Origin of the sequence: Sphingomonas sabuli (assembly GCF_014352855.1) — a bacterium.
Lineage (GTDB): Bacteria > Pseudomonadota > Alphaproteobacteria > Sphingomonadales > Sphingomonadaceae > Sphingomicrobium > Sphingomicrobium sabuli.
Map to the genome: position 1 here is coordinate 1,222,395 of NZ_CP060697.1, position 25,751 is coordinate 1,248,145.

The following is a 25,751-nucleotide window of genomic DNA, read 5'->3' on the forward strand; positions in this document are numbered from 1 at the left end:
GCTGCCCGCAACCCCCGCTGCGTCACCATCGTAAGTTAACCCGCCTGCCCGCGCCGACCGGATCAGGCAAGACCGAATCCTGTCCTTTATCTGACTTAAATACCGTTATGGGACAATCTGTTGCCGCAAAGTAACAGCGTAGCGCGCTACAGCATGAAGTCCCCGCCGACGAGCGCGTGATTGCCGTCCAGCCGGATCAGGAAGTCCGCCGCGCCGTCGCCGTTGGCATCCCCGTACACATAGGTGTTGCCGTTGATGGTGTCGTAACGCAATTGCCCCGCCGTCCCGTCGAAGTCCGCGCGGCCGATGAAGTCGAACGCCTGGTCGCCCGTTTGGCCCCAATGCGCGTCGACGGCGCGCAGGTCGATACGGTCGCCCTCCAACTGGTCGAAATCGACGATCCGGTCGCTGGTCGACGCGCTCAGCCCGCCGAATTCGCCGTCGCGGAACACGAACGTGTCGGCGCCGGCCGACCCGCGCAGGTCGTCCGCCCCGCCGCGCCCGTCGATGCGGTTGTCGCCGGCATTGCCGACGATCGCATTGTCGAGCGTGTTGCCGTTCAGCGTGACGGAAGCGGTCCCGCGCGCGAACAGATCTTCGACGTTGTTCTCCAGCGTCCAGCTGATCGTCGAATAGACCCGGTCGCGGCCCGCGCCGGCATCTTCGATCGCATGGTCGCTCGCGGTCTCGACGTAGTAGATGTCGTTGCCGCCCCCGCCGCGCATGATGTCGCCGCCCAGCCCGCCGTTGAGCACGTTGTCGCCGGCGGTTCCGTTCAGGCGGTTGACGAGGTTGTTGCCCGACGCGCGCACCGCCGTCCCGGTCAGCGTCAGGTTTTCGAAGTCGGAGCGCAGGGCGAAGGTGACCGAGCTGATGACGCTGTCGATCCCGGCGCCGGCGTCCTCCGCAATGCGGTCGCCGGCGTTGTCGACATAATAAGTATCGTTGCCCGCGCCGCCGCGCATGATGTCCGCGCCCGCGCCGCCGTCCAGGATGTTGGCCGCGGCGGTGCCGACGATGCGGTTGATGCCGTCGTTGCCGTACCCGCGCACCGCGCCGCCGGTCAGAGTCAGGTTTTCGACATTGGCGCGCAGCCGGTAATTGACCGAGCTTAGGACCGTGTCGTTGCCCTGTCCTGCGTTCTCGGCCGCGACGTCGCCGCGATCGTCGACGATAAACGTGTCGTCGCCCGCGCCGCCGCGCATGACGTCGGCGCCCAACCCGCCGTTAAGCCGGTTGTCGCCGTCGTTGCCGATCAGGACATTGTCGCCGGCGTTGCCGTTGCCGTTGATCGACGCGCTGCCCAGCAGGACCAGAGCCTCGACGTTGGCGCCGAGCGTATAGCTGCGCGTGCTGGTGACGGTGTCCCGGCCTTCTTCGGCCAGTTCGACGACCTGGTCATCGGCGGTGCGCACGACATAGGTGTCGTCGCCGGTGCCGCCGCGCATCACGTTGGTGCCCGCGCCGCCGTCCAGCGTGTCGTCGCCCGCCTCGCCGAATAACCGGTCATCGCCGCCGGCGCCGAACAGTTCGTCGCTGCCCTCCGCGCCGCGAAGCTCGTTGTCGCCGCTATTGCCCTGGATCAAATTGTCGGAAGTACCGCCGTAACCGTACAGCGCGGCGGAGCCGGTCAGGCGCAATTCCTCGACGTTGTCGTCAAGGCGGAAATCGGCCGAGCTGATGACCACGTCGTAGCCCGCGCCATAGGACTCGCCGACCTGGTCCATCGTCACGTCGACATAATATGTGTCGTTGCCTGCGCCGCCGACCATAATGTCGTCGCGCGCGCCGCCGTTGAGCACGTCGTTGCCGTCTTCGCCGTACAGCGTGTCGCGTCCGTCGCCGCCCATCAGCAGGTTATCGGCCGCGTTCCCGGTCAGCCGGTCGTTGGCGTTCCCGCCGCGGGCGTTCTCGATCACCGTGCCGGGCGCGATGCCGACGACGCCAATCTCGCCGAATAGGCTGGAAAACTGGCCCTCGCCAAGATCGACCCGGACGCCGACCTGGCTGGCCGACGCGTCGATCGTGTCGATACCCCCGCTGTCGAAAATGGTCAGCGTGCCCATGTTGCTGTTCCAGCCCGCCCCATAGGTCGTGTCGCCGGCGCGGGTGGTGGTGGACAGGCCGTACAATTCGCGCATCGCGACGATGTCGGCGAGCATCGGCGTGACGGCGTAATTGACGTTGAAGCTTTCCTGCCGGAAGTAGCGGCTCTCCTCTTGCGAGAAATAGGACATCACCGACGACGGCCAGCCGTCGTTGGAATAGAGCGCCTCGCTGAAGAAATCGGCGTCGTTATTGTAATTGCCGGCATGGCCGAGGCCCAGCGCGTGGCCGATTTCGTGGATGTAGGTCTGGAAGGCGTAGCCGTTCAGCGTCGTGCCGTAATCGGCCAGCCACTGCGTCGAGATGTTGACGAAGGAGCTGGAGATGATGTGGTTGTTCCACACCGACGTCGAGAAGGCGCCGTCTTCATTGTCGTCGAACACGATCTGGCCGCCGCTCGGCACCTCGACGAAATCGACTCCGATCACGTCCCCCCACCGCTCCAGCGCGGCCCGCGCCAGCGTCTGCCCGGCAACGGTCAGCGCGGTCAGGTTGACGGTCAGCGACCCGCCTTCGCCGACGTTGAAGTGACGATAGTCGCCGCCCCAGAAATCGTGCGTCAACTGGTGGGCAATCTGGTCGAGCGTGAACAGCGGCTGCGAATAGGGATCGACGTTGAGCGTGTAGGTGCCGGTGTAATTGTCGTCCCACGCCGCGACGTCGATGTAAAAGGTGCCGGACGCGGGTGCTTCGAATACCAGCCGTGAATTGCGACCCGATCCGCCGTCGTCGTTTTCCGCCACCAGATTGCCGTTGGCATCGCGCACGTAGATGTACGGGTCTTCCAGCGGGTTGCTGCCGGTGCCGGTCAGCGTGATGATCATCGTCTGCCCGGCGGTAACCTGGATCCGTACCCAATCGTGATCGCCGATAGTCTCCAGCTGGCCGGTCAGCGACCCGCCGCGCGTGATCGACGTCGTGGTCGAGCTGTTATTAGGAATGTCGGGCATGGTTCACTTCTCGCCAGGCGCGACGCCGGGACCGCCGCTGAATCATCGGTACAGTGCGGCGGCTGGTCCGAGCGGCCGCCGCAACCTGTTGAACCTAGACGATAATTTATCAATGACAAGGGGCACGCTGGCAATCCGGCGGCCCGTGGCAACGGCTTGCCCGAGCGGTCCTCGCCGCGCGGCCGCCTAGAGGATGAAGTCCCCGCCGACCAAAGTATGACCGCCGTCCAGCCGGATCATGAAGTCCGCGGCCCCGTCGCCGTTGGTGTCGCCGGACACATAGGTCGTGCCGTTGGTCACCTGGTAGCGCAGCTCCCCGGCCGTGCCGGAGAAGGTTGCGGCGCCGATGAAGGCGAAAGCCTGGTCGCCGTCCGCGCCCGAACTTGCGTCGACAAAATGCAGGTCAATGCGGTCGCCCTGCGCCTGGCTGAAATCCATGACGCGGTCGGCGGTGGAGCCGGTCGTTCCACCGAACTCGCCGTCACGGAAGACAAAGGTGTCGGCACCGTTCGCGCCGCGCAGATCGTCCGCCCCAGCGCGCCCGTCGAGCGTGTTGTTGGCGGCATTGCCGATGATAACGTTGTCCAGCGCGTTGCCGGTCAGCGCTATGCCTGCCGAACCCCGCGCGAAGACGTCTTCGACGTTGTCCTCAAGCGTCCAGTCGATCGTCGTATAGACCCGGTCCCGCCCGGCGTCCGCAAGCTCGACCGCCCGATCGCCGGCCGTCTCGACATAGTAGATGTCGTTGCCGCCGCCTCCGCGCATGATGTCGGCGCCAAAGCCGCCGTTGAGGACGTTGACGCCCCCGGTGCCGCTCAGGACATTTGCGAGGTTATTGCCCGCCGCGCGTACCGCGGAACCGGTCAGTGTCAGGTTCTCGAAATTGGAACGAAGCGCGAAGGTAACCGAACTGATCACCGTGTCGGTCCCCTGCCCGGCATCTTCGGCGATGCGGTCGCCGACATTGTCGACGTAATAGGTGTCGTTGCCCGTTCCGCCGCGCATGATGTCGGCGCCCAGTCCGCCGTTCAAAACGTCGTTGCCGCCACGGCCGATCAGGCGATCGTCGCCGTCCATTCCGCGCAATGCATTGGCGCCCTCGTCGCCGGAAACCTGATCGGCAAAACCCGAACCGTCGACATTCTCGATCCCGGTCAAGGTGTCATTGCCGGAACCGCCGGTCGCCTGCGCACCCGTAATGGCCAGGTCGACGGTGACCGCACCGGACGACCCGGCATAGGACAACCGATCGATGCCGTCCCCGCCGTCGATCTCGTCATTGCCGGCGCCGCCGTTGAGCACGTCATTGCCCACGTATCCGAACAGATGGTCATTGCCGGCGCCGCCGTTGAGCGTGTCGTCCGCGTAATAGACTTCCCAGTCGTTGACGTCGAACGTCCCGTCGACGATCTGATTTCCGTCGGCGTCGCTGCGGAAGTAGCCATCGCCGTACAGCCAGTCGTCGCCGCCGGCGCCGGTCAACACGTCGTTGCCGACTCCTCCGGCCAGGATATTGGTCTCGCCATTGCCGGTCAGCGTGTCGTCGTAAAAGTCACCGCCCAGATTCTCGACGTTATTGAGTGTCCAATAGCCGGTGCCCACCCATTGCGCGCTGCCCTGGAGCGCAAGCGACACGGTGACGCCCGTGGCGTCGATGTACGCGTCGAACGACGCCTCATCCGATGCGACCGACAGGTCGGCGGTGTCAATGCCGGTCCCACCATCGATGACCTTGTCGCCGGCACCGACGGTAAAACGGTCGTCTCCGCCATTGCCCGACAGCACGTCCTGACCGCCGAACGTCCAGAACCAGTTCGCTGCGCCGTCGCCGGTTACCGTGTCGTCGCCACGCGTGGCGGTGACCTGTTCGATGCTGACGAACGTATCGCTGCCCTGGCCGGTGTTTTGCGCGCCGGAGATGTTCAGATCGACCGTTACGCCGATGGCATCGTCCGCTGAGAAATAGCTGACCCGATCGATGCCGGTCCCGCCGTCGTAAAGGTCGTCGCCAAAGGGTGCGCCATAGGTATATTCCGACAACAGGTCGGCACCATCTCCGCCGTGAAGGCGGTCATTGCCTTCGTCGCCGCGAATGACGTCGTTGCCCGAATAGCCGTACAACTCCTCCGCGCCTCCGGCGCCCAGGATTTCGTCGTCGCCGGCCAGGATGGCGGCGAACAAGCCCTGCACGTCTTCGGCGCCCATGAAGGCGTTGAAGGCTTGCACGTCGATAGAGGTTTCAACGAAAAATCTTTCCGAAGAATCTTCGGTGAAGGCTACGCGCGTGATTGTGCCGAAAATGGGATAACCGCGATCGTCGAAGTCGGTGAAGGAGCCGAGCATTTCCAGAAAGTCGAACCCTGGCCAGACTTCGACTTTGACATGTTCTTCGTTGGAGATGACCACTTCGCCGGAAGACGCGATATAGGGCATGAGGGTATCGGCGTAGAATGCGTCCATGTCGAAGTCGCCGCTCGCAACGAATCTCGCCATGTGCCCGCCCCTTTTTACGCCACCCGGTGCATTTATCGGCGCCGGCGGTACGTCCGAACTTAAGTTAAATCAAGTTGCTGAATGATAGGGATTTTTGCCCATCCCGCCGGACTGGGCACGCAGATCTGACGGCAATATCGGCTCGACCTACCCGCGCCGTCCGCCCCCGAACCGAGTCCGCCCCTGTTTCCCGAAGCGACCCTTGCGGGTGCCCGGCTTGCCTTCCGTCGAATTGCCCAGCGGGCGCGGCGCCACGCGGTCGTGGTCGGGGATGCCGAGCTCGTCTTCCTCCAGCCGGCGGATCTCGTCGCGCAGCCGGCCCGCTTCCTCAAACTCCAGGTCCGCGGCGGCCTTGCGCATCCGCTGCTCGAGGTCGGCGATATACGCCTTGAGGTTATGCCCGACGAGGTGCGGGCGTTCGTCGTCGCCGGTATCGACCACCACGCCGTCGCGCGACGACACGTGGGCGATGATGTCGGAGATGTTGCGCTTGATCGTCGTCGGCGTGATGCCGTGTTCGAGGTTGTACGCTTCCTGCTTTTCGCGCCGCCGCCCGGTTTCGGCGAGCGCCCGTTCCATCGATCCGGTGACCGTGTCGGCATACAGGATGACGCGGCCCTCGACGTTGCGCGCGGCGCGGCCGATGGTCTGGATCAATGAGGTTTCCGACCGCAGGAATCCTTCCTTGTCCGCGTCGAGGATTGCGACCAGCCCGCATTCGGGAATGTCGAGCCCTTCGCGCAGCAGGTTGATGCCCACCAGCACGTCATAGACGCCAAGCCGAAGCTCGCGGATCAGCTCGATGCGCTCCAGCGTCTCGACATCGGAATGCATGTAGCGGACCCGCAGCCCCGCCTCGTGCAGATATTCCGTCAGATCCTCGGCCATGCGCTTGGTCAGCGTGGTGACCAGGGTGCGATAGCCCTTGCGCGCCGTTTCCTTCGCCTCGTGGACAAGGTCGTCGACCTGGTCCTCGACCGGCTTGATCTCGACCGGCGGGTCGATGAGGCCGGTCGGCCGAATGACCTGTTCGGAAAAGACGCCGCCGGTCTCGGTCATTTCCCACGGTCCGGGCGTCGCGCTGACGAAGGTCGTCTGCGGGCGCATCGCGTCCCATTCGTTGAATCGCAGCGGACGGTTGTCGATGCAACTTGGCAGGCGGAAGCCATATTCGGCCAGCGTGATCTTTCGCCGGTGGTCGCCGCGCGCCATCGCGCCGATCTGCGGCACCGTCTGGTGGCTTTCGTCGATGAACAGGAGCGCGTTGTCGGGCAGATATTCGAACAGGGTCGGCGGCGGCTCGCCGGGCAGGCGGCCGGTCAGGAAGCGGCTGTAATTCTCGATGCCCGCGCAGCTGCCGGTCGCGGCGATCATCTCCAGGTCGAAGTTGGTCCGCTGCTCCAGCCGCTGCAGCTCCAGCAACCGGCCTTCGGACTCCAGCTCCTTCAGCCGCTCGGTCAGCTCGTGGCGGATCGCACCCATCGCCTGCTTCAGCGTCGGGCCGGGCGTCACATAGTGCGAATTGGCATAGACCTTGATGCTGTCGAGGCTCGCCGCCTTCTTGCCGGTCAGCGGGTCGAACTCGACGATGTCCTCGATGTCGTCGCCAAAGAAGGACACGCGCCACGCGGTGTCCTCGTAATGCGACGGGAAGATTTCCAGATTGTCGCCGCGGACTCGGAAATTACCGCGGGCGAACGCCTGGTCGTTGCGGCGGTACTGCAGCGCGACCAGCTTGCGGATCACTTCGCGCTGGTCGGCGCTTTCGCCCTTTTTCAGCGTAAAGGTCATCGCCGAATAGGTTTCGACCGACCCGATGCCATACAGGCACGAAACCGACGCGACGATGATCACGTCGTCGCGCTCCAGCAGCGAGCGCGTCGCCGAATGCCGCATCCGGTCGATCGCCTCGTTCACCGAGCTTTCCTTCTCGATGTAGGTGTCGGTCCGCGGGACGTAGGCTTCGGGCTGGTAATAATCGTAATAGCTGACGAAATATTCGACCGCATTGTCGGGGAAGAAGCTCTTGAACTCCCCGTACAACTGGGCGGCGAGGATCTTGTTGGGCGCGATCACCAGTGCGGGCCGCTGCAATTCCTCGATCACCTTGGCCATGGTGAAGGTCTTGCCTGACCCGGTCACGCCCAGCAGCACCTGGCTCCGCTCGCCCTCGCGCGCCGCCTCGGTCAATTCCCTGATCGCGGTCGGCTGATCCCCGGCGGGCGAATATTCCGACGCCAGCACGAATTTCTTCCCGCCCTCCGCCTTTTCGGGCCGCGCGGGCTTGTGCGGGACGAAGGTGTCGCCGGTGTCGGGTTCGGCCAGCGAGGTGCGAATCTGGATTGCCATGTTCGTTAACAGATGGCGGTTATGCCGGGCCGCTTCAACGGGGCCGGGGATATGACGTGCGGCGGGCGTGGATCGGGATATTGCTGATGCTTGCAGGGTGCGGGGAACAGGAACGGTTCGCGGCTGGCACGTGGCAGGTCGACGCGTGGATGGAATCGGACCTTGGATCGACCCGGGACGTGCCCGGCGCCATGCAGTCCGAAAAGCTCGAGCTAGGCCGTAAAGCCGCGGACAACCCGCCGGAAGTGGTCATGTTTCGCGAATTCTACCACGGGATGCAAAGGGCCGACGTGACCTTCAAGGACGGACGCATCGAAGGCAGCTTCGCGCAGCCGGCGGTCGACGATATCGCCGCGCACGACGTCCCCATTTCCGGCACCTACGGTCGCGACCGCTTTCGCTTGAAGCTGCGATTCTCCGCCTTCGGCACGGGGATCGACCAGATCGTCGAAGGCCGGCTCGTCACGCCCGCCTGATTGCCGCCGCGCGGCCGCCGTCTTACACGCTTGCCAATGCGGTTTGGGATCCTTGCTCATAGCGCCGAGGGGGCAGCGCTCTGCTTCCTCGAATTCTGCCGCAACGGCTTTCGCGACATCGGCCCGCACCTGCATCCCGACGTCATGCTGGACTGCGAAGCGATGGGCCATGTCATGCCGGCGTGGGATGCCGGCGACCACGCCGCGGTCCGCGCCTACTTCGCGCAGTCGGTCGCTCGGCTTGCGGCCGGCGGCTGCGATTTCTTCGCCTGCCCCGACAATACCGCCCATATCGCGCTGGAAATGCCGGGTGCGGACCTGCCGCTGCCCGGTCTCAACATCGGCGACGTGGTGGCCGAACGCGCCGCAGCGCTCGGCATGACCCGGGTCGCGGTGCTCGGCACCCGCTTCACCATGGCAGGCCCCGTCTATCGCCGGGCGCTGCCTGCGGTCGGCATTGCGCCCGTCTTCGCCACCGCGGACGAGCGCGCCGACATCGACCGCATCATCTTCGACGAACTGGTCGAGGGCCGCTTTACCGCGCCGTCGCGCGCCCGCTACGTCGAGATCATCGAGCGGATGAAGCGCGAGGACGGCTGCGACGGGGTCGCGCTGGTCTGTACGGAAATCCCGCTGCTGGTGACGGCCGACGTTTCGCCGCTGCCGATCCTCGATTCCACCCTCCTGCTGGCCAGGGCCGCGTTCGAGGTCGCGACCGGCGCCCGGCCCCTGCCGCACTGGCGCGGCGGCCCGGTCGGGCAATAGCTTGCCTTGCGCCGCTGGCGCCATATGGTGCGCGGCCTGTTGGGGGAATGATGATGCGTCGATGCGCGGCCGCTGCGGCCCTTTGCCTGAGTCTCGCCGCCTGCGGGTCGAAGCCGACGGTCGATGAGACCAACGCCTCGGTCGAGGACGTGTCGCAGGCGGTGCGCGAAGCGTCCGGGGAAGAGGGGCTCCTCCGGCCCGGCAAGTGGCAATCCAGCGTGACGATCGAAAAGATGTCGGTACCCGGCATGCCGCCCGAAGCGGCCGAACGGATGCAGTCGGCGATGCAGCAGCCCCGCACCGCCGAAGCCTGCCTGACCGAGGAACAGGCCAAAGAGCCTGGCGCCAACTTCTTCGCCGGCAACGATAACTGCCGCTACGACCATTTCCGCATGAAGGGCGGCAAGATCGATGCGCAGATGCGTTGCGCGTCCGGCGCCGCGACCCAGGTCATGAAGATGGCCGGCACCTATTCGTCGACCAGCTACGACATGCGGATGGAATCCGACACGACGGGCGGCGAGGCGGGCCAGGCGATGACCATGACCATGCGCGTGGAATCGCGGCGGACCGGGGACTGCGACGAAAAGGCAAGCTGAATCGCGGCGTCGCGCGTTGGCGCGGGCGTGACCACCCACCTCATCCTCAACGCGGCCTCCGGCCCGGCGTCCGACCGCGCCGCGATCGAACAGGCAATTGCCGCCGCGGGCCTCTCCGCCCGCCCGACCTGGGTCGACGGCGGCAACGTTGCGGACCTTGCGCGACAGGCGCTCGATCGGGGCGCGACGACGGTGGTCGCGGGCGGCGGCGACGGGACGTTGAGCAGCGTCGCCGCCGTGCTTGCCGGGACCGGCATGACGATGGGCATCCTGCCGCTGGGCACCCTCAACCATTTCGCCCGTGACCTCGGCATTCCCGCCGACATCGGCGAAGCGGCGCAAGTCGTCGCTGCAGGAAAAGTCCGCCAGGTCGACGTGGCCGAAGTCAACGGCCACCTGTTTCTCAACAACAGCGCGATCGGCCTTTACCCGCTGATGGTGGTCGACCGCGATCTGCAACGGCGGCGGCTGGGCCGGACCAAGAAACGGGCGATGATCGTCGCGTCGATCCGCACCTTTGCGCGCTTCAAGCACCAGCGGCTGCGGCTGACCGTGAACGATCGCGAGGAAAGCGTCGAAACGCCGCTGCTGTTCGTCGGCAACAACGACTATCGGGTCGACATCATCGGCCGCGGCAGCCGCGCCAGCCTGCAGGACGGCGAACTGTTCGTGCTGGTCATGCGCAGCACCAGCCGCCTGGGCCTCGTCGCGGCGACGTTGCGTGCCTTGTTCAACCGCACCCGGTCCGGCGACATGGTCCAGCTGACCGGCGTCACCAGCCTGCGCGTGACTTCGCGCCGGTCGCACCTGCCGGTGGCGGTCGACGGCGAAGTCGTCGGCATGGCCTCGCCGCTCGACTACACAATCCGGCCGCGGGCGCTAAACGTCATCGTTCCATGAAGCTTGCTTCAGCCGCCGTCGCCGCCCTCGCGCTTGCCGGATGCACCACCGTCCGGCCGGCGCCGCAACCGCTGGCGCAGGCAGGCATTGCGTTCGACCGCGGCGGCGAGATCGGCGCCTTCGCCGACGGCCTTGCCGATCCGCAAGCCCGGCGCCCGGTCACTCCCGACGACCCGGTGCGCATCGCTTCGATCAGCAAGATCGGCGTGGCGATCGGCGTGATGAAGCTGGTCGAATCTGGCCGGCTCGACCTTGACGCCGACGTTTCGACCTACCTCGGCTGGACGCTTCGCAACCCGGCTTTCCCCAGCCGGCCGATCACGCTGCGCCAGTTGCTGTCGCACACCAGCTCCATCCGCGATTCGGACGACCAATATGCCATCCCCCTTGGCCGCACGGTGCGCAGCGCGGTGGCCAGCCCCGCCTCGTGGGATCCGTTGCACGCGCCCGGCGCCGGATATTTCACTTACTCCAACATGAATTTCCCGGTCGTCGGCTCGATCGTCGAACGGGTTACCGGCGAACGGTTCGACCGGTGGATGCGGGCCAATGTGCTCGACCCGATGGGCATCGACGCCTGCTACAATTGGCCGACCTGTAGCGACGCTGCCGTCGCCCGCGCCGTCCAGCTGAGCGAACCCGACGGCACGCCGATCCGCGACGACCTCCACGGCCGCCGCCCCGCCTGCCCCGTCTATGTCGAGGACCCGGCGCCCTGTGACCTGACTCTATGGAAAGCGGGCGACAATGGCGCATTGTTCGCGCCGCAGGGCGGGTTGCGCATCTCGGTGCGCGGGCTGGCGCGGATCGGCCGGTTGCTGCTGGGCGGCGGAACGCTCGACGGCGTGCGCATCCTCTCGCCCCGATCGGTTGATGCCCTGCTCGCCCCCGCATGGCGGTTCGACGGCACCAACGGGCAGACCGACGGCGGCTTCTACTGCACCTACGGACTCGCCACGCAGACCATCCCCACGCGCGCCGCCGGCTGCGATGACGATCCCGCCGGCGACGGCGTCGTGCGCGTCGGCCATGCCGGCGAAGCCTATGGCCTGCGCTCCGGCCTATGGATCGACCGCGCGCGGGGCACCGGCGTTGCCTATTTCTCGACCGGCCTCGGCGACGACCCGCCCCGTGGCGACAGCGCCTATCGCATCAGCGAGGAGATCGCCTTTGCTCGCGCCCTCGCGCTGGGCCGCCGCTGAACCGCTCGCTTGCCCGCCCGCCGGGCGCGCCGCATAGCGCGGCGATGGACGAAGAATTCTACCGCATCCGCCGGCTGCCACCCTACGTCTTCGCCGAGGTGAACGCGATGAAGGCGGCCGCCCGCGCCGCGGGGCACGACATCGTCGACCTTGGCATGGGCAATCCCGACGGCGCCCCGCCCGACCATGTCATCGCCAAATTGTGCGAGGTCGCGGCCAAGCCGACCGCCCACCGCTATTCCGCGTCGCGGGGCATTCCCGGCCTGCGCAAGGCCCAGGCCAATTACTACCAGCGCCGGTTCGGGGTCACGCTCGATCCCGACCGCGAAGTGATCGTCACCCTGGGCTCGAAGGAAGGGCTGGCCAACCTGGCCCAGGCGATCACCGCGCCGGGCGACGTCGTCCTTGCCCCCAATCCCAGCTATCCCATCCATACCTTCGGCTTCGTCATCGCCGGCGCCGCGATCCGCTCGATCCCCGCCGCACCCGGCGAGGACTTCTTCAAGCGGCTGCGCATGTCGATGCGCTACAGCGTCCCGCGGCCCAAGGTGCTGGTGGTCGGCTATCCCAGCAACCCGACCGCCTACGTCGCCGACCTGCCCTTTTACGAACGGCTGGTCGCCTTCGCCCGCGAACACGATCTGATCGTCATTTCCGACCTCGCTTATGCCGAAATCTATTTCGGCGACACGCCCACGCCATCTATCCTGCAGGTCGACGGCGCCAGGGACGTGGCGGTCGAGTTCACGTCAATGTCCAAGACCTATTCGATGGCCGGCTGGCGGATGGGCTTCGCGGTCGGCAACGCCCGGCTGATCGAGGCGCTGACCCGGGTCAAATCCTATCTCGACTATGGCGCCTTCACCCCGGTCCAGGCCGCGGCCTGCGCCGCGCTCAACGGGCCGCAGGACATCGTCGAGGCCAACCGCCAGCTGTACCGCAAGCGCCGCGACGTGCTGGTCGAAAGCTTCGGCCGCGCCGGCTGGGACATTCCCGTGCCGCAGGCTTCGATGTTCGCCTGGGCGCCGCTGCCCGAAAAGTTCAGGCACATGGGCAGCATGGATTTCGCCAAGATGCTGATCCGCGACGCCGGCGTCGCGGTCGCCCCGGGCGTCGGCTTCGGCGAGGAAGGCGAAGGCTTCGTCCGCCTCGCGCTGGTCGAAAACGAACAGCGCCTGCGCCAGGCGGCCCGCGCCATCCGCAAGCTGCTTGACCGCTAACGGCGCTGGGCGGCACTTTCCTCGCGCACCTTGCGGAATTCGGACGACGGCAGCCATTGCGGCCATGCCCGGCCGTTCGCCAGCCGCGCGCCGATGGCGTAGAACAGGTCCGCTTCCTGCTTGGCGCCGCGCAGGTCCCAATTCGCCGACCACGCGTCGCAGGTCTGGTGGTAACAGGTGCCGGTAAAGTCGCTCAGCCACTTCTCGCCCGCTTCCCGGCCGCCCGTTTCCAGGTCGTAGGCGCCGGCCAGCGCCATATCGAGCAGCACCGGGACGCCGCGCTTGGCGAAGGAGAAATGGTCGGCGCGATAGAATAAGCCGCGCTCGGGATGGCCTTCCACGGTGACGTAGCGTCCCTGCTTGGCCGCTTCCTCGGCCAGGATCGTCTCCATCTCGCTCTGGCCCTTGCCGATCAGCAGCGCGTCCTTGACCGGCCCGGCCCATTGCAACGTGTCGAGCGTCAGGTTGGCGACCATCTTTTCCGCCGGATAAAGCGGCCGCTGCGCATAATATTCGCTGCCCAGCAGGCCGCTTTCCTCGCCGGTCCAGGCGGCGAACAGCAACGTCCGCTCGGTCCTTGGCCGCGACGCGAACTTGCGCGCGATCTCGATCATCGCGGCAAGGCCCAGCGCATCGTCGGCGGCGCCCGGGCGCACGGTCCGGCCCTGCGCGTCGGGCTCGCCCTGTCCATAGGCATCCCAGTGGCCGCCATAGCTGACGACCTCGTCCGGGCGGCTGGCGCCGGTCAGCTTGCCAAGCACGTTCTGGCTGACGATCTGTTCGACCGTGACCGCGGTCGATGCCGAATAGGTCGACTTCATATCGACGGGCTGGAATGCCCGGCTGCGCGCCTGCCGCTTGAGCGTCGCATAATCCAGGCCGGCGCGCTTCAGCAGCCGTTCGGCGGCGGGCCGCTGGATCCACCCCTGCAGCATTGGCGGGCGCGGTGCGCCGGCCGGCAACTCGATCGCGTAATTCTCGCCCGCGCTGCTGCCGGCGACGTTCCAGCCATAACCCGCGCCGTCGGTTTCGTGGACTACCATCGCGGCGATCGCGCCGCGCCGGGCGGCCTCTTCATATTTATAGGTCCAGCGACCGTAATAGGTCATCGTCTTGTCGCCGAACTTGCCAGCGCTGTCGTCGCCCGCGGCGGCTTGGAAATCGGGGTCGTTGACCAGGAACAGCGCGACCTTGCCCTTCAGGTCGACGTCCTTGAAATCGTCCCAGCCGCGTTCGGGCGCGGTCACGCCGTAACCGACGAAGACCATCGGCGCGTCGACGATCTTCACCTCGCTGACCGGCAGCACGGTGGTCATCGACACGTCGTCGGTCGGCGACAGGCTGTCCGTCGTCCCGCCGTGGCGGACATCGATCTTCAACGGGCCCGTCAATTGCGTGTGGATCATCGGCACGCGCTGCGTCCAGCCGCCGTTCTCGCCCGCCGGTTCCAGCCCCGCGCCCTGGAATTGCGCGATCAGGTAATCGACGGTCTTCTGTTCGGCCGGTCCGCCCGGCGCCCGGCCCAGCATCTCGTCGGACGCCAGCACGCGCGTGATCTCGCTCATGCGCTCGGTGGTGATCTCGGCGGCGGGCACCGGCGGCGGGGGCGCCTTCGGGGCATAAGGATCGCCGGCGGGATAAACGTCGGCGGGCGGCGCGGACGGGACCGGCGCGGTGGCGCAGCCGGCAACGGCGATGATCGGAATCAGGACGGACAGGCGCCGCATGGTCATGATGCTTTTCCCCTCTTGGCTCTAGCTAGCCCAACGGCCCGCGGCCCATTTGGTTCTCGCGCCCCGCGCAGCCCGAGAATCAGTGAGCGGCAACAACAGCGCCTGACAAACCTGATGGAAAACACGGCGTTTATGTAATCCAGCTTACATTGGGAACGCGCCAAACCAACTTTCTCGGTCTGCCCGATTACACAAGTCAAAATTACTGTTTCTTTTCTCGAAGTTCGAAGGTTCATTAACTTTCGGTATAACCACCTATTGGGTGGCTGCACTGAATGCGCTCGGCTGACGACTTGAAAGAGAAAGGAGATATGCAGATGCCCAATTGGGATGGATCGGACCAGAACGATCGGATGCACGGCACGTCGGATGCGGACGTGATGAAGGGCTTTGGCGGAGACGATCTGATCTTCAGCCACGATGGCGACGACGCGCTGTACGGATACGACGGTCTCGACGTGCTCAACGCCGGCGGCGGTCACGACACGCTGGTCGGCGGCACCGGCGCCGACGTGATGCGCGGCGGGCTTGGGGACGACGTCTATTACGTCGACGATGCCCGCGACCTCGCGGTCGAATTCGACGATCAGGGAGAAGACCGGGTGTACAGCTCGATCAGCTATCGCGTGCGCGACCATGTGGAAGACCTGTTCCTCACAGGAACGGCGGTCCGCGGCGCCGGCAACAACGCCGCCAACCGCATCATCGGCAACAGCGCGGACAACGTGCTCGACGGGCTGGGCGGCGCGGACATCATGCGCGGCGAACTCGGCGACGATGTCTATTACGTCGACGATGCCGGCGACCAGACGATCGAAGCCGACGGCGAGGGCCGCGACCGCGTCTACAGCTCGGTCAGCTTCGACCTGGCCGCTAATGTCGAAGACCTGTTCCTGACCGGTTCGGCCCATGCCAACGGCACCGGCAACGCGCAGGACAATGTCGTGTCCGGAAACAACGGCGACAACATTCTTTCCGGCCATGGCGGTAACGACAACCTGCTCGGCCGCGTCGGCAGCGACATGCTGGTCGGCGGCGACGGCGACGATCGCCTCGACGGCGGCGTCGGCGACGACACGATGGTCGGCGGCGCGGGCAACGACACCTACCAGGTCGACAGCGCCGGTGACATCGTGACCGAGTTGAGCGGCGAAGGCACCGACCGCGTCGACACCACCGCCGACCACACGCTCGGCGACAATATCGAAGTCGGCCGGATCGTATCGAATACGGGCGCGGCGCTGACCGGCAACGGGCTGGACAACCGGCTCATCGGCGGCGACGGCAACGACACGCTTGCCGGCGGGGATGGCGACGACGTCCTCATCGGCGGCCGCGGCGCCGATGAACTGTTCGGCGGCGGCGGCGCGGACACCTTCGTCTTCACGTCGGTCCTGGACTCCGAACCGGACCATCGCGACGTCATCCACAACGGCTTCGGCGACGTCCTTGACCTGTCGGGGATCGATGCCGACACCACCACGGCGGGCGACCAGGCGTTCGACTACGTCCTCCTGCCCACCGGGCACGCCGGCCAATTGTGGCAGACCATCGACCTGGTCCTCGGCGGCGTCTTCTATTTCGCCGACGTCGACGGCGACGGGCATGCGGATCTCAAATTCTTCGCCAGCCAGTCGTTCGATCCCGACAATCTGATCCTTTAACCCTGTACGACCGCGGCCGGATGCGCCCCCCGGCCGCGGTCGTCGCCTGGCGCTCGCTTGATTTTCCGTTCGATGTCGAGAAGCTTTCCGGCTGGGGTATCGACTCGAAGCGGGTGCAAGGGGGAGCTGGCAGATGGCGACGGTCAACGGCACGAATGGCGACAACAGTCTCGAAGGCTCGCCGGGCGACGACATCATCAAGGGTTTCGACGGCGACGACATCATCTTCGGCCTGGCCGGCAACGACCGGCTGTTCGGCGGTGGCGGCAACGATTCGATCATCGCCGGCGCCGGCAACGACCTGCTCAACGGCGGTGACGATGCCGACGTCATGCGCGGCGGGACCGGCAACGACACCTATTACGTCGACGACACCGATGACGTGACCATCGAAAACGCCGGCGAGGGCGCCGACATCGTCATCAGCTCGGTCAGCTATCGCCTGCGCACCAACGTCGAGGACCTGACCCTGACCGGCTCGGCCGTGCGCGCCTACGGCAACGCTGCCACCAACCGGCTCACCGGCACCGACGGCGCCAATATTCTCGACGGGCTGGGCGGCGCCGACATTATGCGCGGCGGGCTCGGCAACGACACTTACTACGTCGATGATGCCCGGGATCTGACCGTCGAATTTTCGGGCCAGGGGACGGACACTGTCTACAGTTCGGTCAGCCTTCGCATCCGTGACAATATCGAGGATTTGTACCTCACCGGCACCGCCGTCCGCGGCGTCGGCAATGCGCTCGACAACCGCATCATCGGCACGGCCACGGCCAACATCCTCGACGGCCAGGGCGGGGCCGACACCATGCGCGGCGGCGGCGGCAACGATAGCTATTACGTCGACAGCAGCAGCGACCACGCGATCGAGAATGCCGCAGAAGGCCGCGACCGCGTTTATGCAGCGGTCAGCTTCGGGCTCGGCGCGAACGTCGAAGACCTGTTCCTGACCGGTTCGTCCAACCTCAACGGGGCGGGCAACGCGCTTGGCAACCTGATCAGCGGCAATGGCGGCAACAACGTCCTTGCCGGCAATGGCGGCAGCGACCAGCTGGTCGGCAACGCCGGCAACGATACGCTGAACGGCGGCGACGGCGACGACTCGCTCAAGGCTGGTGACGGCGACGATGTCCTTGACGGCGGCGCCGGTGACGACAGCATGACGGGCGGTCTCGGGAACGACACCTACGACGTGGATACCCTGACTGACCTGGTCGTCGAGGCCGAAGCGGACGGCACCGACACCGTCCGCGTCAGCATAAGCGGATATACGCTGGGGGCGAACGTTGAAAACGGGCTGGTCGACAGTTCTGCCGGCCTCGCCCTGGCCGGCAACGCGCTCGACAATCACCTCACCGGCGGCAGCGGGACCGACAGCCTGTCCGGCGGCGATGGCGCCGATACGATCGACGGCGGCCTGGACGGCGACACCATGACCGGCGGAACTGGCCATGACACCTACTATGTTGACGATTTCGGCGATGTGGTCGTCGAAACCACCGGCGAAGGCACCGACCAAGTCCTTTCGTGGCTTTCGAGTTACACGCTCGCGGATTTCGTTGAGAACGCCGAGATGGCGGTTGCGGGCAGCCTTTACGGCAATGGTCTGTCCAACCAGCTGACCGGCAGCGATGGCTATAATTATCTTTATGGCTCTGCCGGCAACGACATCCTGGACGGTGGCGCCGGTGACGATACCATGCGTGGCGGCGCGGGTGACGACACCTATTATGTCGACGTCCTGCTCGACACCGTCGACGAAATCGACTTCGGCTCGAATGGCACGGATACGGTGTTCGTGGGCGTGTCCGGCTACACCCTGACGACCGATGTCGAAAACGGCACGCTGCAAGTCACTGGAACGCTGACCGGTAACGCGTCGGGCAACACGCTCACCGGCACCGCGGGCGGCGACACGCTCTACGGCGCGGGCGGCGCCGACACGCTGATCGGCGGCGAAGGCGCCGACTCGATGGACGGCGGCGCAGGGGCCGACGCTTATTATGTCGACAACGTCGGGGACGTCATCGCCGACGCCGACAGCGACAGCACCGTCTACATTGCGCTTTCTGCTTACACGTTACCGGACACCGTCCTGTTCGCGAACCTGTTGGTGACCACCGGCGCGACGGTCACTGGCAACGGCAACGTCAACTGGATTACCGGCAACATCGGCAACGACACGCTCTACGGACTTGGCGGCGACGATACGCTCGAAGGCGGCAACGGTGACGACACGCTCGACGGCGGGATCGGCACCGATTCGCTGAGGGGCGGGGAAGGCGACGATTACCTGACCGGCGGCGCCGGAGACGACAATCTGACGGGCGGCGCCGGGAACGACACCTATTACGGCGGCAACGGGCGGGAGCAGATCAGCGACACCCAGGGGACTGATACCTATATTTTCACCGACATCGCCGACTCCGTGTTCGGCAACCCGGACGACATCCGCCACACCACCAGCGCCGACGTGTTCGACTTTACCTTGATCGACGCCGATACGACGGTCGCGGGCAACCAGGATTTCACCTTCTTTGGAATCGAATACGCGCCTGTTTCGAGTGAGACATACGGAGATTCCCTGTACGCGGGCGCAGGGAATATGTGGGCGACGCAGTTCGACGGAGCATCAAGCTCAACCATCTATCTCTATGGTGATGTCGACGGCGGCGGCGCGGATTTCGTCATCAAGATCGTGCTGTCCGCTGGCGAAAGCATGCCGACGCTGATCGGCTGATCGCCGCATAACGGCGGCGGGACGACACGCTTTCCGGCGGCACCGGCAACGATACGCTGACCGGCGGCGACGGGGGCGACACCCTCTCGGGCGGCGCCGGCAACGACACGATGACCGGCGGGGACGGTTACGACACCTTCGTGTTTACCGACGCGGACATCGCCGGCGGCGTTTACTCCGACGTCATCACCGACGCCTACGTAACGCGCGATACAATGGACCTTTCCGGCATCGACGCGGACGTCAACACCAACGGCGACCAAGCCTTCCATATCCCCCTCGACCTGTCGAGCCCGTTGCTCGTTGCGGATCACTTCTCCGGTGCGGCCGGCGAATTGATCCTGATCGTCAACGACGACGGCACCTGGACGTTGATGGGCGACGTCAACGGCGACGCGGCGGCCGACTTCGCGATCACCGTCAGCCACCGCTGGACCGCCGACCAGATCATCCTCTAGGCGCGGCGCCGAAAGCGTGGGTGGCGGCATCGCCATAAAGCCGGCGCAAGCCGATAAAGGGCCGCCATCGGCACCCTGATGCCCGCGCCCTTCGCGCATCCCGCATCCACAGGAAAAATGGGTCAAAACGCATTTAACCGCTTGCGTTCAGCGGTGGATGAGGCACAATAGGTGGTAGTGCGGTAGGGGGAACACGCAACTATTGGTGTTCGGCGGCGGAATGACCATATTCCGACGGGTGGGTAAACTCGTCCCCGATTTCCACAGGGTGGAACGGTGGTCATGGCCCTCCCCGCACTGCAAAAGGACTCGCCCGGAACCGTCCGGAAGAGTAGAACGATTGGTGAACAAACGGCTCGCTTGAGTCGCAAGGATGTGGGGAAGAGCGATGGATTTCACGACTGGTAGCGAGGTTCCGGCCGACGACGTGGCAGCGACCGCCGCCGCGTCGAGCAAGAGCATCGCCCCGCCCGCCTTCCCGGTCGAAACCGACGAGAGCCGCGACGCCCTGCTGACCGAATTCGGCAAGGAAACCCTGAAGGACCGCTACCTTCTGCCGGGCGAAACCAACCAGGACCTGTTCGCCCGCGTCGCTTCCGCTTACGCCGACGATGCCGGCCACGCCCAGCGCATCTACGATTACATCTCGCGCCTGTGGTTCATGCCCGCGACCCCGGTCCTGTCCAACGGCGGCACCGGCCGCGGCCTGCCGATCAGCTGCTATTTGAACAGCGTGTCCGACAGCCTCGAAGGCATCGTCGGCACCTGGAACGAAAATGTCTGGCTGGCCTCGCGCGGCGGCGGCATCGGCACCTATTGGGGCAGCGTCCGCGGCATCGGCGAGCCGGTCGGCCTCAACGGCAAGACCAGCGGCATCATCCCGTTCGTGCGCGTGATGGACTCGCTCACTTTGGCCATTTCGCAGGGTTCGCTGCGGCGCGGCTCGGCCGCCTGCTACCTCGACATCAACCACCCGGAAATCGAGGAATTCCTTGAGATCCGCAAACCGTCGGGCGACTTCAACCGCAAGGCGTTGAACCTCCACCACGGCGTGCTTGTCACCGACGAATTCATGGAAGCGGTGCGCGAAGGCGCCGAGTTCGAACTGAAATCGCCCAAGGACCAGAGCGTCCGCGGCAAGGTCGACGCCCGCGCGCTGTTTCAGAAGCTGGTCGAAACCCGCCTTGCGACGGGCGAACCGTACATCATCTTCATCGACCAGGTGAACCGGTCGATGCCCAAGCATCACCGCGACCTGGGGCTCAAGGTGACGACCTCTAACCTGTGCTCGGAAATCACGCTTCCGACCGGCAAGGACCACAATGGCGCCGACCGTACCGCGGTCTGCTGCCTGTCGTCGCTCAACCTCGAAACCTGGGACGAATGGAACGGCGACAAGCAGTTCATCGAGGACGTCATGCGCTTCCTCGACAACGTCCTGTCCGACTATATCGCCCGCGCCCCGGACGAGATGGCGCGCGCCAAGTATAGCGCGGAACGCGAACGCTCGGTCGGCCTTGGCGTGATGGGTTTCCACAGCTTCCTGCAGGCCCGCGGCATCCCGTTCGAAGGGGCGATGGCGAAAAGCTGGAACCTCAAGATCTTCAAGCACATCCGGGCGCAGGTCGACACCGCCTCGATGATGCTGGCGAAGGAACGCGGGCCCTGCCCCGACGCCGCCGACATGGGCGTGATGGAACGCTTTTCGTGCAAGATGGCGATCGCGCCGACCGCGTCCATCTCGATCATCTGCGGCGGCACTTCGGCCTGCATCGAACCGATCCCGGGCAACGTCTATACCCACAAGACCCTGTCCGGCAGCTTCTCGGTCAAGAACCCCTATCTGGAAAAGCTGCTGGCCGAAAAGAACGTGCTGGCGCCCGACAAGGTGTGGAACTCGATCCTCGAACAGGGCGGCAGTGTCCAGCATCTGGACATGCTGACGCAGGAAGAAAAGGACGTGTTCAAGACCAGCTTCGAAATCGACCAGCGCTGGTTGCTCGAACTGGCCGCCGACCGCACGCCGTACATCGACCAGGCGCAGTCGCTGAACCTGTTCATCCCGGCCGACAGCGACAAGTGGGACCTGTTGATGCTCCACTTCCGCGCGTGGGAGCTGGGCATCAAGTCGCTCTATTACCTCCGTTCGAAGTCGGTGCAGCGCGCCGGGTTCGCCGGTGGGGTCGAGGCCGACAACACCGCCGACCTCAAGGAAATCCAGCTCGCCTCGACCACCGATTACGACGAATGCCTCGCCTGCCAGTAAGCCCTCGGCCGGGCGGCGCGGCCCAAGGAGTTAGCGTATGAAACTTGTCCCCAAGCTCAAAACGCCCAAGACCAAGGCCGGCAAGGCCGGGATGATCGCCGGCGGCGTGATCGGCGGCCTGCTCGCGCTCGACCTGTTGGCGCTGGCCGCGACCGCGGTGATCGCCGCGACCATGGGATCGCGGTGACGCTTTCGGCCTGCCTTGCTTCCGGACTGGACCGCACCCGCGCCGCCGCACGGCCGCGCGCGCGGTTCTCGGGCCGGGGCCACCTGGTGAGCGGTGGGCTCTCCGGGCGGCCCCGGTCCTTTCGTCGCGGGCGGGCCGCGCAATGATGCGCAAGCTTCATCGCTGGCTGGCGGTGCTGTTCGGCGCCTTCCTGCTGTGGATCAGCGCGACCGGCGTGCTCAGCCACATCGGCACCATCAACAACGAAGGGCTGTTCGAAAGCGACGCCGGCGAACGCGCCCGTCCCGCGCTGCCCGAAGGCTTCGTCTGCCCCGAAACGGTCACCTGCCGGCCGAAGCCCGCGCCGCAGGCCGGCCAGTGGAACGTCGGCTATCTCCACCACCTTCATTCGGGCGAGGAGTTCGGCCCCGTCGGCACGATCGTTTCGCTGCTCAGCGGGCTGGCCCTGTTCTTCTTCGCTTTCTCCGGCCTCTATCTCTACATCCAGATGTACCGCGGGCGGATCGTCCGCGTGGAGCAGGGCAAGTCGGTTCGCGGCGGAAGGGTCTTCTGGTGAATCTGACCACGGTCGCCCTCGGCCTCGTGTTCGTCGCGCTCGGCTACGGCTTCGTCGCCAGCGCGAAGAAGCAGCCCGACGCGCACAAGGCCGGCAACCACCGCTTTGCCGGCGGCATGATGGTCGGCGCCGGCCTCATCATGCTCGGCGTTGGCGCTTTCTCCTACATCGCGAGGCAGGGATGAGCGGCTATCGCCGGCACAGCTACGACCCGAACGTCTACGACCAGCCGGGCAAGCCGCTGAAGCCGTACAATTGGGTGCAATGGACCGGCGTCGCCTTCGCCATGCTCGGGCTCGCCGCTTTTGGCGTTCACCTCGCCGGCGCGATCGGCTGGATCGACCCGGTGCTCGACGAGCCGACGTTCGCTTTCCTCTTCTCTCTCATCGGCGCCCTGCTCATCAATTCCCGCCGCGAACCCGGCACGCCGGTCGGCTCAGAACAGCTCGCCCGCAACCGCAAGGTCCTGCTCGTCGCCATCGGCGTTCTCGCCGTCCTTTTCGCAATCCTGCTCGCCCTCCAATTATCGGGAGCCCTCTGATGCCCCTCCTCCAAGCCAACAAAGCCTACAAGCCGTTCGAATACCCTTGGGCGTTCGAATATTGGAAGCGGCAGCAGCAGATCCACTGGATGCCGGAAGAAGTGCCGCTGGGCGAGGATTGCCGCGACTGGGCGCAGAAGCTGACCGAGCATGAGCGCAACCTGCTCACGCAGATCTTCCGCTTCTTCACGCAGGCCGACGTGGAAGTGCAGGATTGCTACCACGAAAAATACGGCCGCGTGTTCAAGCCGACCGAAATCAAGATGATGCTGACCGCCTTCTCCAACATGGAAACGGTCCACATCGCGGCCTACTCGCACCTGCTCGACACGATCGGCATGCCCGAAAGCGAATATGGCGCCTTCCTCCAGTACAAGGAGATGAAGGACAAGCACGATTACCTGAACACCTTCGGCGTCGACACGGACGAAGACATCGCCAAGACGCTGGCCATGTTCGGCGGCTTCACCGAGGGGCTGCAGCTGTTCGCCAGCTTCGCGATGCTGATGAACTTCCCGCGCTTCAACAAGATGAAGGGCATGGGGCAGATCGTCAGCTGGTCGGTGCGCGACGAAAGCCTGCACTGCGAAGGCATCATCAAGCTGTTCCACACCTTCGTGAAGGAACGCGACTGCCTGACGAAGAACGTCAGGGAAGAGATCATCGACCAGTGTCAGAAGACGGTGCGGCTCGAAGATGCGTTCATCGACCTAGCGTTCGAAATGGGCCCGGTCGAAGGCATGACCGCCAAGCAGATCAAGAAGTACATCCGCTACATCGCCGACTGGCGGCTGGGGCAGCTCGGCTTCGCGCCGGTCTACATGGTCGACGACCACCCCCTCCCCTGGCTCGCGCCGATGCTCAACGGCGTCGAACACGCCAACTTCTTCGAAACCCGCGCGACCGAATATTCGAAGGCCGCGACGCGCGGAAACTGGAACGAAGTGTGGGACAATTTCGACCGCCGGCAGAAGGCCAAGGGCGATGCGGCCAACGATGCTGCCGAGGGTGGCGATGGGCCGGATATGTTCGAGCAGGCGGGGGTGGCTGCGGAGTAGTTGCTGTTCGCCTGCGGGCAGGGTGGCGGAGCGAGCTTAAAGGCTCCGGAGGCGGGCAGCGTCGATGAAATGCTCGTGTAGGTGTGTATTCGGAGGTAGTTAAGCGGCCGGAGCGCTGAGAGAGCGCTTCCGTTTTTGATAACAAACACACGGCTGTTTCTTGACGTTTAGCGATAATCGGACAGGATCGCAGTCGCCGAATTGCTAACCGCGCTCCTCCGAAGCAGTGGAGGACCCGATGGCCCTACCAAAATCGTACCTAACGAGCGTTAAAAACCTGCCGGCTATTCTGGCAGCCATTCAGCAAGCCCAGGCGCCTGATAGATTCACGCAAGCGTTTCTAGAATCACTGGAATTCAAGTCCAGTTCCGATCGATTGATCATCGGTGTGCTAAAATCGCTCGGATTCCTTGACGACAGCGGAACGCCGACCGAGCGATACTATCGTTTTCTCGACCAGACCCAAGCGCCGCAGGTCATCGCCGAAGGCGTTCGCGATGCTTACGGCGACTTATTCAAGGTCAACAAATCCGCTCAGACCCTGTCTCGAAACGACCTCATCAACAAATTTAAAACCCTGTCACAGGGACAGTTGTCGGACTCGGTCCTCGATAAGCTTGCCACTACGTTCCAAGCCTTGGTTAAGGAGGCGGACTTCTCAAAGGCTTCCGAGTCTCTGCCAGAAGCGACGGAGGAACAAGAGACCTCATCCGCTGAGCGAGAACAGATCAATCCGCTGTTAGAAAGGTCTCGCGTGAGCCTTGGAGGGATGCACTACAATATTCAGCTCATCCTTCCGGATACGCGCGATCCGAAAGTGTTCGACGCCTTGTTCAGAAGCCTGAGGGAGCATCTGTTTTGAGCGTGTCCGAGGTCTACGATTTCGTATTCCGAGCTTTGCTCACAGAGGAGGCATTAGACTCGGCTGGCCGACAAAGTTCGCGGACACAAAGGGTAGAATTTGCCACTCTCAGGAGCCTGCTTGGCGTCGATGTGATCGATGAGGCGCACGTTGAAGCGGCGGATAAGATGTCACAAGTTTATGTAGCTGTGGCGGCGTTCGAAAACTCCGTTCGACAACTCGTGACGGACGTAATGATCGACAACTTCGGGGAGGATTGGTGGGAGACGAAAGTTCCGACTCCTGTCAAAAATGATGCAAAGCAGCGCCTGGAAAACGAGGAAAAGGTGCGGTGGCACGTCAAGCGCGGATCGGACCCTTTAAATTACACAATGCTCGGTCAGCTCTTAAGCATCATCCTCAACAACTTCGACGCGTTTGAGCCATTTCTTCACGACAAAGATTGGGCAAAAAGCATTTTTGATACCGTTGAGAAATCCAGAAACGTAATCATGCACAGTGGTATGTTGTCGGAACGTGACATGGCCCGAATTGGATCTTTCATCAAAGACTGGAATGCTCAGGTTGCGCTTTAGCCTTATGTATCAGTTGGTGCGTGCATCGCTTTCAAATTACGGTAGGAA

The 25,751-nt window shown here is 64.6% G+C and carries 21 protein-coding genes; 17 read left to right on the plus strand and 4 right to left on the minus strand.

The features are described 5' to 3' along the window. Positions 1 to 146 precede the first annotated feature (146 nt). The 3 genes from H8M03_RS06085 to uvrB form a co-directional block, all read right to left on the minus strand. Positions 147 to 3,056 (minus strand): M10 family metallopeptidase C-terminal domain-containing protein, encoded by a 2,910-nt coding sequence (locus tag H8M03_RS06085; protein ID WP_187480836.1) that lies wholly within the window; start codon positions 3,054 to 3,056, stop codon positions 147 to 149. A 186-nt stretch (positions 3,057 to 3,242) separates the two neighbouring features. Further along, a complete protein-coding gene (locus tag H8M03_RS06090) occupies positions 3,243 to 5,549 on the minus strand; it encodes a calcium-binding protein (protein ID WP_187480837.1) in 2,307 nt (768 codons plus the stop codon). 147 nt (positions 5,550 to 5,696) lie between these two features. Then, complete coding sequence (gene uvrB, locus H8M03_RS06095; protein ID WP_187480838.1) at positions 5,697 to 7,898, minus strand: excinuclease ABC subunit UvrB; 2,202 nt, start codon at positions 7,896 to 7,898, stop codon at positions 5,697 to 5,699. Between the two features lie 56 nt (positions 7,899 to 7,954). On the opposite strand from uvrB, the gene H8M03_RS06100 reads away from it, so the two are divergent. From H8M03_RS06100 to H8M03_RS06125, 6 genes are read left to right on the plus strand one after another with little or no spacing between them, the layout of a single operon-like run. After that, the gene (locus H8M03_RS06100) at positions 7,955 to 8,374 is read left to right on the plus strand and encodes a hypothetical protein (RefSeq protein WP_187480839.1); all 420 of its coding nucleotides are present in this window, start codon (positions 7,955 to 7,957) and stop codon (positions 8,372 to 8,374) included. A 36-nt stretch (positions 8,375 to 8,410) separates the two neighbouring features. Next, on the plus strand, positions 8,411 to 9,139 hold the full coding sequence (locus tag H8M03_RS06105) for an aspartate/glutamate racemase family protein (RefSeq protein ID WP_187480840.1): 729 nt from the start codon (positions 8,411 to 8,413) through the stop codon (positions 9,137 to 9,139). Between the two features lie 47 nt (positions 9,140 to 9,186). Next, entirely contained in the window at positions 9,187 to 9,738 is a 552-nt protein-coding gene (locus H8M03_RS06110; protein ID WP_187480841.1) for a DUF3617 domain-containing protein, read from the plus strand. Between the two features lie 27 nt (positions 9,739 to 9,765). Continuing rightward, on the plus strand, positions 9,766 to 10,638 hold the full coding sequence (locus H8M03_RS06115) for a diacylglycerol/lipid kinase family protein (protein ID WP_187480842.1): 873 nt from the start codon (positions 9,766 to 9,768) through the stop codon (positions 10,636 to 10,638). After that, positions 10,635 to 11,840, plus strand: a complete 1,206-nt coding sequence (locus H8M03_RS06120; RefSeq protein ID WP_187480843.1) for a serine hydrolase domain-containing protein — start codon at positions 10,635 to 10,637, stop codon at positions 11,838 to 11,840. The genes H8M03_RS06115 and H8M03_RS06120 overlap by 4 nt, the downstream gene beginning before the upstream one ends. A 44-nt stretch (positions 11,841 to 11,884) precedes the next feature. Next, positions 11,885 to 13,060 (plus strand): LL-diaminopimelate aminotransferase, encoded by a 1,176-nt coding sequence (locus tag H8M03_RS06125; RefSeq protein WP_187480844.1) that lies wholly within the window; start codon positions 11,885 to 11,887, stop codon positions 13,058 to 13,060. Here H8M03_RS06125 and H8M03_RS06130 read toward each other — a convergent pair. After that, complete coding sequence (locus H8M03_RS06130) at positions 13,057 to 14,793, minus strand: M20/M25/M40 family metallo-hydrolase (protein ID WP_246449145.1); 1,737 nt, start codon at positions 14,791 to 14,793, stop codon at positions 13,057 to 13,059. The genes H8M03_RS06125 and H8M03_RS06130 overlap by 4 nt on opposite strands. Before the next feature lie 317 nt (positions 14,794 to 15,110). On the opposite strand from H8M03_RS06130, the gene H8M03_RS06135 reads away from it, so the two are divergent. From H8M03_RS06135 to H8M03_RS06215, 11 genes are all read left to right on the plus strand, one after another. Continuing rightward, positions 15,111 to 16,457: a calcium-binding protein gene (locus tag H8M03_RS06135; RefSeq protein WP_187480845.1), complete on the plus strand. Its 1,347-nt coding sequence runs from the start codon at positions 15,111 to 15,113 to the stop codon at positions 16,455 to 16,457. Between the two features lie 133 nt (positions 16,458 to 16,590). After that, entirely contained in the window at positions 16,591 to 19,200 is a 2,610-nt protein-coding gene (locus tag H8M03_RS12890) for a calcium-binding protein (protein WP_281400261.1), read from the plus strand. 110 nt (positions 19,201 to 19,310) lie between these two features. Further along, a complete protein-coding gene (locus tag H8M03_RS12895; protein ID WP_484592932.1) occupies positions 19,311 to 19,658 on the plus strand; it encodes a M10 family metallopeptidase C-terminal domain-containing protein in 348 nt (115 codons plus the stop codon). Positions 19,659 to 20,046: 388 nt separating this feature from the next. Next, on the plus strand, positions 20,047 to 21,924 hold the full coding sequence (locus H8M03_RS06180; protein ID WP_187480846.1) for a ribonucleoside-diphosphate reductase subunit alpha: 1,878 nt from the start codon (positions 20,047 to 20,049) through the stop codon (positions 21,922 to 21,924). A gap of 37 nt (positions 21,925 to 21,961) precedes the next feature. Further along, positions 21,962 to 22,111 carry a hypothetical protein gene (locus tag H8M03_RS06185; protein ID WP_187480847.1) on the plus strand — a complete coding sequence of 50 codons (150 nt, stop codon included), beginning with the start codon at positions 21,962 to 21,964 and terminating at the stop codon, positions 22,109 to 22,111. Positions 22,112 to 22,253: 142 nt separating this feature from the next. Beyond that, a complete protein-coding gene (locus H8M03_RS06190; RefSeq protein WP_187480848.1) occupies positions 22,254 to 22,667 on the plus strand; it encodes a PepSY domain-containing protein in 414 nt (137 codons plus the stop codon). Beyond that, positions 22,664 to 22,852, plus strand: coding sequence for a hypothetical protein (locus H8M03_RS06195; RefSeq protein WP_187480849.1), 189 nt, complete (start codon positions 22,664 to 22,666; stop codon positions 22,850 to 22,852). The genes H8M03_RS06190 and H8M03_RS06195 overlap by 4 nt, the downstream gene beginning before the upstream one ends. Then, positions 22,849 to 23,208 carry a hypothetical protein gene (locus tag H8M03_RS06200; protein WP_187480850.1) on the plus strand — a complete coding sequence of 120 codons (360 nt, stop codon included), beginning with the start codon at positions 22,849 to 22,851 and terminating at the stop codon, positions 23,206 to 23,208. Before H8M03_RS06195 ends, H8M03_RS06200 begins: the two co-directional genes overlap by 4 nt. Continuing rightward, positions 23,208 to 24,266: a ribonucleotide-diphosphate reductase subunit beta gene (locus tag H8M03_RS06205; protein ID WP_187480851.1), complete on the plus strand. Its 1,059-nt coding sequence runs from the start codon at positions 23,208 to 23,210 to the stop codon at positions 24,264 to 24,266. Before H8M03_RS06200 ends, H8M03_RS06205 begins: the two co-directional genes overlap by 1 nt. Before the next feature lie 238 nt (positions 24,267 to 24,504). Then, positions 24,505 to 25,128 carry a DUF5343 domain-containing protein gene (locus H8M03_RS06210; protein WP_187480852.1) on the plus strand — a complete coding sequence of 208 codons (624 nt, stop codon included), beginning with the start codon at positions 24,505 to 24,507 and terminating at the stop codon, positions 25,126 to 25,128. A gap of 131 nt (positions 25,129 to 25,259) precedes the next feature. Then, positions 25,260 to 25,703 carry a Swt1 family HEPN domain-containing protein gene (locus tag H8M03_RS06215; protein ID WP_187480853.1) on the plus strand — a complete coding sequence of 148 codons (444 nt, stop codon included), beginning with the start codon at positions 25,260 to 25,262 and terminating at the stop codon, positions 25,701 to 25,703. Positions 25,704 to 25,751 lie beyond the last annotated feature (48 nt).